The sequence below is a fragment of the Methylobacterium indicum genome (assembly GCF_001043895.1).
GTDB lineage: Bacteria > Pseudomonadota > Alphaproteobacteria > Rhizobiales > Beijerinckiaceae > Methylobacterium > Methylobacterium indicum.
Map to the genome: position 1 here is coordinate 11,983 of NZ_JTHF01000107.1, position 12,308 is coordinate 24,290.

A 12,308-nucleotide genomic window follows, 5' to 3' on the forward strand; every position below is an offset into this window, starting at 1 on the left:
ACGCGCTGCTCCCTGCCTGCACGACCGCCGCCCATTGCCGGACGGGGTGCGACGCTCGCCTGTCCCGTGCGCCGGAGAAGCAAGGGTCGCACCCCTGCACCAGCAAGCCCGCCCGGACGTCACGATGCCGGTCCGCGGATTTTGAGACGTTTCGGTAAGTTGTGAGACGGGGGCGTCTCACGTCCCGCGGCGGGGTCGATGCAGTTTGCACTCACGAGGCCTCCCTAGAGCCTCGAACGAGGAAGCGAGCATTGGGCATCGAGCACAGCCGTTTCGTCGGGCAGTCGGTCGAGCGCGTCGAGGACGCCGCTCTGCTGTCCGGACGCGGACGCTACATCGACGATCTCGGGCACAAGCCCGGTACGCTGCACGCGGCGATCCTGCGCTCCCCTCACGCGCACGCCGACATCCTCGGCCTCGACGCCGACGCGGCCCGCGCGCTCCCGGGCGTGGTCGCGGTGCTCACCGGACACGATCTCGCCGACGTCGCCGGTCCCCTCGTCCCGGCGCTCCGCGCCGCCGTGGACGCACGGGCGATCGCTGTCGACCGGGTGCGCTACGTCGGCGAGCCGGTCGCCGTGGTCGTGGCGCAGGATCGTTACGTCGCCGAGGACGGCTGCGACCTGATCGAGGTCGAGTACCGCGCCCGCCCGGCGATGGTCGATCCGCTGGCAGCGCTGGCCGAGGACGCGCCCGTCCTGCACGAGGGCGTCGGGCAGAACCTCGTCAGCGACCGCGCCTTCCGGTACGGCGACCCGGACGCCGCCTTCGCGCAGGCCCGCCACACCCTCTCGGTGACGGTCCGCTATCCCCGGAACACCGGTTCGCCGATGGAGACCTACGGGGTCGTCGCCGAGTACGACCCGAGCGACGATTCCTACGATCTCCTCGCGAACTTCCAGGGCCCCTTCAGCATCCATGCCGTGGTGGCCCGCGCCCTCAAGGTGCCGGGCAACCGCCTGCGGCTGCGCACGCCGCCGGATTCCGGCGGCAGCTTCGGCGTGAAGCAGGGCGTCGCCCCCTACGCGGTCCTGATCTGCGCCGCCGCCCGCAAGGTCGGGCGCCCGGTCAAGTGGATCGAGGACCGGATGGAGCACCTCGCCGCCTCGGTCTCGGCGACGAACCGCGTCACCACCCTGACGGCTGCCTTCGACGGCGAGGGCCGCATCGCTGCCCTCGACTGGGACCAGGTCGAGGATTGCGGCGCCACCCTGCGCGCACCGGAGCCGGCGACCCTGTACCGGATGCACGGCAACATGACCGGCGCCTACGCGATCCGGCACGTGCGCATCCGCAACCGGGTGGTGGTCACCAACAAGACGCCGACCGGCCTCGTGCGCGGCTTCGGCGGCCCGCAGGTCTACTACCCTCTCGAGCGCCTCGTGCAGCGCATCGCCGCGACGCTCGGGCTCGACCCGCTCGACGTGATCCGCCGGAACCTGATCCCGGCGGACGCCTTCCCGTACCGCACCGCGACCGGGGCACTGTACGACTCGGGCGACTACCAGCGCGCCCTCGACGAGGCCGTTCGCGATGGCGGTCTCGACGCTCTACGCCGCCGTCGCGAGGCGGCGCGGGCGGAGGGCCGGCTCTACGGCATCGGCTTCACGGCCGCGGTCGAGCCCAGCGTCTCGAACATGGGCTACATCACCACGGTGCTGACGGCCGCCGAGCGCGCCAAGGCCGGCCCGAAGAACGGCGCGCAGGCCACTGCCACCGTCACTCTCGATCCGGTCGGCTCGGTGACCGTGCAGGTCGCCTCGGTGCCGCAGGGCCAGGGCCATCGCACCGTTCTCGCCCAGGTCGTGGCCGACGTCTTCGGCATCCCGCTCGATCAGGTCCGGGTGACCACGGATCTCGACACCGCCAAGGACGCGTGGTCGATCGCCTCGGGCAATTATTCGAGCCGCTTCGCCGCCGCGGTCGCCGGGGTGGCCTACCAGGCCGCCACGCGCCTGCGCGACCGGCTCGCCCAGGTGGCGGCGGCCCAGCTCAACGTGCGGGCCGACGACCTCGTCTTCGCGGGCGGCCGCGTAGCGTCGCGGACGAACCCGGACGCCGCGCTGCCCTTCGCGCGCGTCGCCGCGACGAGCCACTGGTCGCCGGGCCTCGTGCCCGACGAGGTCGGCTCCGTCATCCGCGAGACGGCGTTCTGGACGCCTCCGGAGCTGGCAGCACCCGACGAGGGCGATGCCGTCAACTCCTCGCTGTGTCACGGCTTCATCTTCGATTTCTGCGGCGTGGAGGTGGATCGGGCGACGGGCAAGCTCGTCATCGACCGCTACGTCTCGATGCACGATTGCGGCCGGATCCTCCACCCCGGCATGGTCGAGGGCCAGGTGCGCGGCGGCTTCGCCCAGGCGCTCGGCGCCGCCGTGTACGAGGAGCTCGCCTACGGCGAGGACGGCGCCTTCCTGTCAGGCACCTTCGCCGATTACCTCTTGCCGACCGCAACCGAGATCCCCGACCTCGTCGTCCTGCATCTCGAGAGTCCCTCTCCTTTCACACCCCTCGGAGCGAAGGGCGTGGGCGAGGGCAACTGCATGTCGACGCCGGTCTGCCTCGCCAATGCGGTGGCGGACGCGCTCGGGATCGACGCCATCGACCTGCCGCTGACGCCCGCCAAGCTCGCCGCGCTCAGCGAGCGCAGCGACGAGCCGGCTCCCCCGCAGGGCCGCACCGTGCAGGCGCAGGCCCGCCCGGGCGACCGGACCATGCGCGGCGAGGGTGAAGCCCGGGTGGCGGCGGCCCCGGAGGCGGTCTGGGCGATGCTGCTCGACCCCGCCGTGCTGACCTCGGTGATCCCGGGCGCGCATGGCGTGCGCAAGCTGTCGGAGACGCATTTCCGAGCCGACGTGACCCTCGGCGTCGGCCCCGTGAAGGGCCGCTACAAGGCCGACATCACGCTCTCGGATCTCGATCCGCCCCGGGCCGCGACGTTGTCAGGCACCGTGACGGGGGCGCTCGGCAACGGCGGCGGCAGCGGGCGGATCACCCTGGCGCCGGACGCCCGGGGCGGGACGCGCATCGGCTACGCCTATGAGGCCTCCGTCGGCGGCAAGGTCGCGGCGGTGGGTGGCCGTCTCCTCGACGGGGCGGCCCGGGTGATCATCGGCGGCTTCTTCTCCGCCCTCGCGCGCCGTGCCGGCGGCGAGTCCCGGCCCGGCCTGCTGCGCCGGCTCCTCGCGCGCCTGGGGGTCTCCGCATGAAGCCCGCCCGCTTCGACTACCTGCGCGCCGCGAGCCTCGACGAGGTTCTGGAGGCGCTGACCCGCCATCGCGACGAGGCCCGCATCGTCGCGGGCGGCCAGTCGCTCGTGCCGATGCTGAACATGCGACTAACGAAGCCCGCGCTGATCGTCGACCTCATGCGGATCGAGACGCTGCGGTCGCCCCGCCGCGAGAACGGCGCCCTCGTCATCCCGGCGGGCGTGCGGCAGACGCTCCTGCTCGACCGGCCGGGCCTCGCTGACGAGGTGCCGCTCCTGGCCGCAGCCCTCCCCTTCGTCGGCCACGTCCAGACCCGGGCCCGGGGCACCCTGTGCGGCTCCGTCGCCCATGCCGACCCCAGCGCCGAGATCCCGCTCTGCCTCGTCGCCCTCGAGGGCGAGGTGCATCTGCGCTCCGCCAAGCGGGCGCGGCGGGTGCGTGCCGACGACTTCTTCGTCGGGATGATGGTGACCGACCGGGCCGACGACGAGCTCGTCGAGGCGATCGCCCTGCCGGTGCGCAGGCCGGGCTCCGGCTACGCCTTCGCGGAGATGGCCCGGCGCCACGGCGATTTCGCTATCGTGGCCTGCGCGGCCGTGGTCGACGGGCAGCGGATGCGCCTCGCGGTGGGCGGCGTCGCCGACCGGCCGACCGCCCGCGACTGGCCGCTCCTAGACGGCGCCGCCCTCGACGACGCCCTCAACGCCCTCGCCTGGGACCTCGGCGCAGGGGACGACGTCCACGCCACTGCCCGCTACCGCCGCAACCTCGTGCGCCGCCTCGGCCGCCAGGTCCTCGAACAGGCCGCAGAGGAGGCCCGCCGATGCCACGGCTAGACGCGACGCGACGCCACGAGGTCGCCTTCACGCTGAACGGCGCCCCCGCCCGGGTCGAGGTCGAACCGCGGACGCTGCTCACCGACGCGCTCCGCCACGGCCTCGGAATGACCGGCACCCATGTCGGCTGCGAGCACGGTGTCTGCGGCGCCTGCACGATCACCATCGACGGGTTGCCCGCCCGCGCCTGCCTGACGCTCGCCGTCGCCGTGGAGGGCAGCGACGTGCGCACCGTCGAAGGGCTGGCGCCGGAACCCGGCCGGCTCGGCGTGCTCCAGGCGGCCTTCCGGCGCCACCACGCCCTGCAATGCGGCTTCTGCACCGCCGGCATCCTGATGTCGCTCGACGCCTACCTGCGGCACCGCCCGCACGCGACGCAGGGAGAGCTCACCGAGGTGATCGGCGGGCATCTCTGCCGCTGCACCGGCTACGCCCCGATCATCGCGGCCGCCGTCGAGGCCGCCGCCCTGCTGCGCGGCGAACCGACCGAGGAGACCCCATCCGATGCTTGACCTTGGCACTAGCTTCCTGGCGAGCGTGTCCCGCGACCCGCGGGGCATCGCCATCGTCGACGGGGAGATCCGCCTCACCTACGCGGAGTGGTATGGGCTGATCTCCTCCGTGGTCGCGGGCCTCGACGCGCTCGGCCTTAAGCCCGGCGACCACCTCGTCACGGTGCTGCAGAACCGCCTGGAAGCGGCGACGCTCCACTGGGCCTGCCAGTTCGCCGGCCTTGTGCTCACGCCGGTCAACTGGCGGGCGAATCCCGACGAGATCGACTTCGTGGTCGAGAACGCGGAGGCGAAGGCGGTCGCCTACGAGGGCGTCTCGGCCGCGAGCGTGCGGGCGAGTGCCGCCGCCCGCCTCTGCCCGCGCATCGTCGTCGGTGTGGAGCCCGAGCCCAGCGAGACGCGCTTTGCCGACCTCGCCGCCGTGCCGGCCGAGCCGGTCGCGCCACGGGCCGATGCCGAGGCGGTCTCGCTGATGCTCTACACGTCGGGCACCACGGCGAAACCCAAGGGCGTGCCGCGCCGCCACCGCACGGAGCGCGCCGCCGCCCTCGCCCACGTGGCCCAAAACCTCTATGGCCGCGGCGAGCGGACCCTCGGCGTCATGCCGCTCTACCACACGATGGGGGTGCGCTCGCTGCTCGCCATGTCGCTCATCGGTGGCACCTTCGTGTGCCTGCCGCGCTTCGACGTGGCGGGCGCGCTGCGTCTGATCGCGGCCGAGCGGGTGACGAACCTCTACCTCGTGCCGACGCTCTACCACGACCTCGTCCACCATCCGGACTTCGCCGCGACCGACACGTCGTCGGTGCGCAAGCTCGGCTTCGCGGGCGCGCCGATGACGGACGGCCTCCTCGGCCGGCTGACCGAGGCGTTCCGGCCGGATCTCTTCGTCAACCATTACGGCTCGTCGGAGGTCTACACCTTCACGATCAACCAGGACGCCGCGGTGAAGCCCGGCTCGGCGGGGCGGGCCGGCCTCAACACCCTGGTGCGGATCGTCCCGCTCGCGGCCACCGATCCGCACGCGGCCGCCGCCCCAGGCGAGGAGGGCGAGATCGCCGTGATCGCGCGCGGCGACGAGGCCTTCGAGGGCTACTGGCGCCGCCCGGAGGCCGACGCGAAGGCGTTCCGCGACGGCTGGTACTTCACGGGCGACACCGGCTTCATGGACGGCGATGGCGACGTGTTCGTGACCGGCCGGGTCGACGACATGATCATCACGGGCGGGGAGAACGTCTCTCCGGTCGAGATCGAGAGCTGCCTGTCGCTGCACCCGGCCGTCTCGGAGATCGCCGTGGTCGGCCTGCCCGACGAGCGCTGGGGGAAGGTGGTCACCGCCTTCGTCAAGCGCCGTGCGTCCGTCGACGAAGCCGCTCTCGACGCGCATTGCCGCGCGGCCGGGCTGCCGAGCCACAAGCTCCCACGCGCCTACGTGTTCGTCGCCGCGATCCCGAAATCCCCGGTCGGCAAGCTCCTGCGCCGCCAGCTCGTCGCGGGCGCGTACGAGGCAGAGGCGGCGAGCGACCCCTCCGCCGCCGCCTGAGGCAATTCCCTCCCCCCCAAAGGCCTTGTCTCCAAGGTCAACGAGAGAGTGACCCTATGACCAGCGACCCCCGGCTTTCCAACCTCGACGGCTTCCGCGTCGAAATCGACCCCGCCCGCGAGCGCGCCGACGTCATCCTGGCCCGCCCGCCCATGAACGTGATCGAGATGCCCCAACGTGACCAGATCCGGAAGGTGTTCGAGGCCCTCGACGAAGATGACCGCGTCCGCGTGATCGTGCTGCGCGCCGAGGGCGAACACTTCTCCTCCGGCGGCTACATCAAGGGCTTCCTCGACGCCTCGCCCGAGCATGTCTCCAAGCTCGCCTGGAACATGGCGGCGCCGGCCCGCTGTGCCAAGCCCGTGATCGCGGCCAACCGCGGCTATACGTTCGGCGTTGGCTTCGAGATCTCGCTCGCCTGCGACTTCCGCATCGTCTCGGAGACCTGCCGGTACGCGTTGCCCGAGCAGAAGCTCGGCCAGATCCCAGGCTCCGGGGGCTCAGCCCGCCTGCAGAAGATCGTCGGCATCACCCGCACCAAGGATATCGTGATGCGCTCGAAGCGCATTCCCGGCCGGCAGGCGCTGGAATGGGGGATCGCCACCGAGTGCGTGCCGGACGGCGAACTCGAAGCCGCCGTCGACGCGCTGGTGGAGGAGCTGCGCGGCTTCTCGCCCATCGCCCAGCGCACGGCCAAGAAGCTCCTCAACGACACCGAGGACTCGACCCTCTCGATCGCCATCGAACTCGAGGGCCACTGCTACAGCCGCCTGCGCCAGTCCGACGACTTCCGCGAGGGCGTCGAGGCCTTCCACGCCAAGCGCAAGCCGAGCTTCCGCGGCTCGTAGCGCTGCCCCGCCCGAGCCGGCGCCAAGAACCAGCGCCAAAAACCAGCGCCAAGAGCCGGCCGGGCGGCCCCGAAATCGACCCTCATGACCATCGGAAGGCCCGGCCGCACCGGCCGGGCCAACGATGCCGCGTGCCCAAAGGAGGAAACCCGATGTCCGCCGCCACCACGATTCCCGTGTCCGAGGCCTTGCCCAAGCCGACGACCCGCCAGACCGCCACCGCCGCCATGGCCTCGCTGTTCGGATGGGGCCTCGACCTGTTCGACCTTTTCATCCTGCTCTACGTTGCTCCCGTCATCGGGACGCTGTTCTTCCCCGCCGACAAGCCGATGCTGTCGCTTGCGGGCGCCTACGCATCCTTCGCCGTCACGCTGCTGATCCGTCCCCTCGGCTCGGCCCTGTTCGGGTCCTACGCCGATCGCCTCGGCCGGCGGCGCGCGCTGATGATCGCCGTGGTCGGGGTCGGCGTCTCGACCGCGGCCTTCGGGCTCCTGCCCACGGTCGGCCAGATCGGCTGGGCCGCTACGGCGATCTTCCTCGCATTCCGCCTGATCCAAGGCATCTTCGTCGGCGGCGTGGTCGCGGCCTCGCACACGATCGGCACCGAATCCGTCCCCGAGCGGTGGCGCGGCCTGATGTCGGGCGCAGTCGGCGGCGGCGGCGCGGCGATCGGCGGGTTACTGGCCTCGCTGGTCTTCTACGTGATCTCCCTGCTGGCACCCGGCGAGGCCTTCGCCTCCTGGGGCTGGCGGGCGATGTTCTTCTCGGGGCTCCTGACCTCGGCCGTCGGCCTGGTCCTGTTCCGCAACCTTGAGGAATCGCCGATCTTCCGACAGCTCCAGGCGGAGAAGTCGGCGCGTCGCGCCGGGGCACCCGTGGTCGCCTCGCCGGTGCGTGCCCTGTTCTCGGCCGAGTACATCAGGGCCTTCCTGGTCTCGACCCTGATCTCGTTCGGCGGTGGCGCAGCCTACTATCTCACCTCCGGCTACCTGCCGACCTACCTCAAGCTCGTGAATGGCGTTCCGAATGCGACCGCGTCGATGATGCTCATCGCCGCCAACGTCGCCGCCGCATTCGGCGCCTGCGCGCTCGGCGAACTGAGCCAGCGCATCGGACGCCGATCGAGCTTCCTGCTCATGGGCGCAGTGCGACTGGTGGCCTTCCCGGCGCTCTTCCTCGCCATGGCCCAGACCACCGACACTGCGCTCCTCACAGTCTACGTCATGCTCCTGTCCCTCATCGCCAACGCGAGCTACGGCCCGCTGCTGATCTTTCTCAACGAGAAGTTCCCGACCGCTTTGCGCGCCACCGGCACCGGCCTGACCTGGAACGTCGGTTTCGCGCTGGGCGGCATGCTGCCGACGCTGGTGTCGCTGGCGGTCGACGGTCCCGGCCAGATCCCGATGATGCTCGCGATCTTCACGACCGCCGTCACCGCCGTCTACCTCGTTGGCGCCTTCATGACGGAGGAGACGCGGGGCAACCTCGAGCGCATCTGAGCGCTCCCTTCTCTGCAGACTTGTACCTGCCGCTGATTCCGGGACCGGCCAGGGCATACCTGGCCGGTCACTCCCGTTCCCGAAGGTATGTGCGATGGACGCCCACGCGCTCTGGGCCTTTGCCCTTGCTCTCTATGGCCGTCCGGGGGCCGCGCCGGCCTGCCTCGCCCTCCAGGACGAAGCGGCGGCGGACGTGACACTCGTGCTCTACCTGATCTGGTGCGCGGAGACTGGCCGGCCTCTCAATGCAGAAGCGGTCCGGTCGGCCGACGCCGCCGTCGCGCCGTGGCGCGCAGCCGTGGTCGCACCGCTCAGAGCCGTGCGCAGGGCCATGAAGGCGCCCCTCCTGCCCGGCCTCGCGACAGAGTCGCTACGGGACAGGATCAAGGCCTCGGAAATCGAGGCGGAGCGCCTCGCCCTGGTAATACTCGCGGTGGGCGCGCCCGCTCCGGAGCCGTCCGCTCCCGAGCCCCTCGCAGCGGCAAACCGATACCTCGACCTCTACGCCGTTCATCTCGGCCGGCCGCTGCCGCCAGTCCCCCGCGAGGCGCTGCTCCGGGCTTTGGCAGAAGCATGACCTCAAGAACTGGCGTCGCGCCAGCGCCGGACCCGCCCGGATTCGATCTCGAAGAGGTCGAGTACCCGGCCGAGCGTGTGGTCGATCATCTCGGCGAGGCTCTCGGGCCGCGCGTAGAAGGCAGGGACCGGAGGCGCGATGATCGCCCCCATCTCCGACAGGGCCGTCATGGTGCGCAGGTGGCCAGTATGCAGGGGGGTCTCTCGCACCATGAGGACGAGACGGCGCCGCTCCTTCAGCACCACGTCCGCGGCCCGGGTCAGCAGGCCAGAGGTCACGCCGGTGGCGATCTCAGCCATACTGCGCATCGAGCATGGCGCCACGACCATGCCGCGGGTGCGGAAGGAACCGGAGGAGATCGCCGCGCCAATATCGGCCTGCGCGTACGTCCGGGCGGCCAGTGCGCGCACCTCTGAGACCTTGAGGTCGGTCTCGTGGGCGAGCGTCACCTCGGCCGAGCGCGACATCACGAGATGTGCCGGAATGTCGAGGTCGCGCAGGATCTCCAGCAGGCGGGTCCCATAGATCACGCCCGAGGCCCCCGAGATGCCGACCACCAGGGGCAGGTTCGTCACGGCACTGTACCCTCGACGAGGCCCGGCGCCTGATAGATATGCTTCAGTTCCGTGAAGTCATGGACTGCGTCGTAGCCGTGCAGGCGCCCCAGGCCGCTCTGCCGGTAACCGCCGGTTTCGGCTTCGGCGAACAGCTTGTTGTGGTCGTTGATCCAGACCGTGCCGTTGCGCAGCGCCCGGGCCACCCGCAGCGCCCGCGCCCCGTCGCGGGTCCAGACGCTGGCGGAGAGACCGAACACGGTATCGTTCGCCCGCGCCACCGCCTCGGCCTCGGTGTCGAAGGCTTCGAGCACTACAAAGGGCCCGAAGATCTCCTCCTGCACGAAGTCCGCATGCGGATCGTCGTGCGCGACGAGGGCCGGCGTGAGGAAGGCGCCGCGCGCCCGCGCCCCGTCGGGAATCGTGGCCCGCAGCAGCACCCAGTCGGCCGCTGCGCAGGCTGCCTCCATCCGGGCCGCGACCGCGTCGCGGCTCGCCCGGTCGATCAGCGGGCCCATCTGCGTGCCAGCCTCGAGGCCCGGTCCGACCCGCAGGTCGGCCAGGGCAGCGGTCAGAGCGTCGCGCATCGCGGGCAGCCCCGCACGGTGGACGAGGACGCGCCGCGCAGCGGTACATTGCTGGCCCGAGATGACCGTCGCGGCGGCGGCAAGCTTGCGCGCGACGTCGCCGATCTCCGCGTCGGGAAAAACGAGGCAGGCGGATTTTCCCCCGAGTTCCAGCGAGAGCTTCTTCATGCTGTCGGCGGCGGCCCGCATGATCGCCTTGCCGGTCGCCGTCGAACCGGTGAAGCTCAGGACGTCGACGTCGTGCGACACCGACAGGTGCTGGGCACCTGCGTGCCCGGTCTCGACCACAACGTTGACGACGCCCGGCGGCAGCCCGGGGGCGGTAAAGAGCGGCGCCATCAGGGCCGCGTTGAACACTGCCGTCTGCGCGGCGGGCTTGACGACGGTGGTGCAGCCCGCGGCCAGCGCCGGAGCGAGCGAGCGGACGAGCAGCACCGCGGGCGCGTTCCACGGCACGATGATTCCGGCGACGCCGGCCGGCTCGCGCTGCATGGTCGAGAGCACGCCGGGCTCGGGTTCCAGCACGTGGCCCGGTATGTGGCGGGCGAGGCCCGCGTAGTAGAGAATCTCGGAAATCGCGCCCGCGAGTTCCCCGCGCGCCTGCGCGAGCGGCTTGCCGTTGTCGCGGGTCAGGAGTTCGGCGAGGGGCTCCTTGCCGGTTTCGAGCGCGGCCGCCCAGTGCAGCAGCACCGTTTGCCGCAACCGAGGCGACGACGCCCAGATGCCCCGGTCGAAGGCCCGTCGCGCGGCGGCGACGGCTGCCTCAGCCTCCCGGGCGCCACCCTGCGCGAGGTAGCCGACCCGCTCGCCGCTCGCCGGATCGAGGCTGTCCGCCTCCGGCCGGCCGTAGGCCTCCCCGTCGATCCAGTGGCGTGCCACCGCGTCCATGCCTGCTTCCCCGCTCTCTGATGTGCGTCCCGGGCCTGGGCACCGGGTTGGAGCGGAATGGTAGGGTTGAGGGTGTTTTCCTGTCGAATAAGGATGGATGATGCGGGCGATCAGCGGGACGTCGGTTCGCCGGTCAGGGACCCGTGACGATATGGGCCTGGAGCGCGGCCGCTGCTGCCGACAGCTCCTCGCCAAGGATCTCGACGAAGCGCATCGCCGCGGGGGTGAGCGGGTATTTTGGGTGATGGATGATGACGAGCTGGCGGGTGATCCGCGGCGCCACGATGCGGTAGGCCTTGAGCGAGCCCTCAACGAGCTGCCGGCTCACCGCGATGCTGGGAAGGACCGTGAAGCGGTTCGAGCGCGCGACGAAATCCGCGATCGCGGAGGGCAGGTCGAGTTCGATCTGGGGGCTCAAGGTGATGTCCTCCGCGCCGACCCGCCGGTCGAGTTCCAGGCGTAGACCGTGGCGGGCCGAGGGCAGGACGAGGTCGAGTCCGACGAGATCGCGCGTGCGCACCGGCATGGGGATCGGCAGCGGCGTCGCGCTCCCGCCCACCACCACCATCTCTTCATCGAGAAGTGGCTCCATCATCAGGCCGAGGCGGCGGTTGGGCTTGTTGATTACCGCCAGGTCGAGGCTGCCGTCGCCAACGCCGTCGATGAAGGTCGAGGAATAGCCGTCCGCCAGAGACAGTTCCACCTGCGGGTAGGTGGCGGCGAAGCGCGCCAGCACGCTCGGCACCACGCTCATCGAGAGCGACGACAGGATGCCTGCGGTCACCCGCCCCGACACGCTCTGGGAGAGCTGCGCCATCGTGGCCCGGGCCTCGGCAACGTCGCGTAGGATCGGCTGCACGAGCCGGTGCAGCAGCCGGCCTGCGGCGGTCGGCACCATTGCCTTAGGTTGCCGCTCGAAGAGCCGCTGATCCAGTTCGCGCTCGAGCTTGGCGATCTGCATGCTGAGTGCTGGCTGCACCACGTTCATCCGCTGCGCCGCGCGCGTCACGCTGCCTTCCTCGAACAGAGCGACGAAGTAGGAGATCTGGCGCAAATCCACGTGCGGAATCCTGGCTTCCGGCGGTGCTCCAGTACGGCGGTCGGCCGTCGAAAACACGCCGTATCACAGGAGCATAAGCCTGCTGCCACGGCAATTCAGACCGCCTGATCGGCCCCATCAGCAATCCTTATTTCAGTCCGTCGCCGCAGCAGCCTAACGAGACGGGACGACGGCGCCCCGCGCGGGCCGCGACCG

At 71.0% G+C, this 12,308-nt stretch carries 10 protein-coding genes; 7 read left to right on the forward strand and 3 right to left on the reverse strand.

Translation table 11 applies throughout. From position 1 onward, the window contains the following. The first annotated feature begins 251 nt into the window (after nt 1-251). The 7 genes from QR78_RS12790 (at nt 252) to QR78_RS12820 (ending at nt 9,024) form a co-directional block, all read left to right on the forward strand. Complete coding sequence (locus QR78_RS12790) at nt 252-3,209, forward strand: xanthine dehydrogenase family protein molybdopterin-binding subunit (RefSeq protein WP_048427911.1); 2,958 nt, start codon at nt 252-254, stop codon at nt 3,207-3,209. Further along, on the forward strand, nt 3,206-4,045 hold the full coding sequence (locus QR78_RS12795) for an FAD binding domain-containing protein (protein WP_048427912.1): 840 nt from the start codon (nt 3,206-3,208) through the stop codon (nt 4,043-4,045). The genes QR78_RS12790 and QR78_RS12795 overlap by 4 nt, the downstream gene beginning before the upstream one ends. Then, entirely contained in the window at nt 4,033-4,557 is a 525-nt protein-coding gene (locus tag QR78_RS12800) for a (2Fe-2S)-binding protein (RefSeq protein WP_048427913.1), read from the forward strand. The genes QR78_RS12795 and QR78_RS12800 overlap by 13 nt, the downstream gene beginning before the upstream one ends. Continuing rightward, a complete protein-coding gene (locus QR78_RS12805; RefSeq protein ID WP_048427914.1) occupies nt 4,550-6,100 on the forward strand; it encodes an AMP-binding protein in 1,551 nt (516 codons plus the stop codon). Before QR78_RS12800 ends, QR78_RS12805 begins: the two co-directional genes overlap by 8 nt. A gap of 56 nt (nt 6,101-6,156) precedes the next feature. Beyond that, entirely contained in the window at nt 6,157-6,948 is a 792-nt protein-coding gene (locus QR78_RS12810) for an enoyl-CoA hydratase/isomerase family protein (protein ID WP_048427915.1), read from the forward strand. Nucleotides 6,949-7,100: 152 nt separating this feature from the next. Continuing rightward, a complete protein-coding gene (locus QR78_RS12815; protein WP_048427916.1) occupies nt 7,101-8,447 on the forward strand; it encodes an MFS transporter in 1,347 nt (448 codons plus the stop codon). A 94-nt stretch (nt 8,448-8,541) separates the two neighbouring features. Continuing rightward, nucleotides 8,542-9,024: a TIGR02444 family protein gene (locus QR78_RS12820; RefSeq protein WP_048427917.1), complete on the forward strand. Its 483-nt coding sequence runs from the start codon at nt 8,542-8,544 to the stop codon at nt 9,022-9,024. A 2-nt stretch (nt 9,025-9,026) separates the two neighbouring features. Here QR78_RS12820 and QR78_RS12825 read toward each other — a convergent pair whose 3' ends face one another. The 3 genes from QR78_RS12825 to QR78_RS12835 form a co-directional block, all read right to left on the reverse strand. Beyond that, nucleotides 9,027-9,599, reverse strand: a complete 573-nt coding sequence (locus QR78_RS12825) for a UbiX family flavin prenyltransferase (protein ID WP_048427918.1) — start codon at nt 9,597-9,599, stop codon at nt 9,027-9,029. Beyond that, complete coding sequence (locus tag QR78_RS12830; RefSeq protein ID WP_048427919.1) at nt 9,596-11,053, reverse strand: aldehyde dehydrogenase family protein; 1,458 nt, start codon at nt 11,051-11,053, stop codon at nt 9,596-9,598. The genes QR78_RS12825 and QR78_RS12830 overlap by 4 nt, the downstream gene beginning before the upstream one ends. 133 nt (nt 11,054-11,186) lie before the next feature. Further along, the gene (locus QR78_RS12835; RefSeq protein ID WP_244276326.1) at nt 11,187-12,170 is read right to left on the reverse strand and encodes a LysR family transcriptional regulator; all 984 of its coding nucleotides are present in this window, start codon (nt 12,168-12,170) and stop codon (nt 11,187-11,189) included. Between the last annotated feature and the right edge of the window lie 138 nt (nt 12,171-12,308).

Excerpts from the sequence above, each read along its gene's own strand:
- QR78_RS12820 (WP_048427917.1), top strand. The coding sequence starts at position 8,542 with ATGGACGCCCACGCGCTCTGGGCCTTTGCCCTTGCTCTCTATGGCCGT.
- QR78_RS12810 (WP_048427915.1), top strand. The coding sequence starts at position 6,157 with ATGACCAGCGACCCCCGGCTTTCCAACCTCGACGGCTTCCGCGTCGAA.
- QR78_RS12815 (WP_048427916.1), top strand. The coding sequence starts at position 7,101 with ATGTCCGCCGCCACCACGATTCCCGTGTCCGAGGCCTTGCCCAAGCCG.
- QR78_RS12795 (WP_048427912.1), top strand. The coding sequence starts at position 3,206 with ATGAAGCCCGCCCGCTTCGACTACCTGCGCGCCGCGAGCCTCGACGAG.
- QR78_RS12830 (WP_048427919.1), bottom strand. The coding sequence starts at position 11,053 with ATGGACGCGGTGGCACGCCACTGGATCGACGGGGAGGCCTACGGCCGG.
- QR78_RS12805 (WP_048427914.1), top strand. The coding sequence starts at position 4,550 with ATGCTTGACCTTGGCACTAGCTTCCTGGCGAGCGTGTCCCGCGACCCG.
- QR78_RS12800 (WP_048427913.1), top strand. The coding sequence starts at position 4,033 with ATGCCACGGCTAGACGCGACGCGACGCCACGAGGTCGCCTTCACGCTG.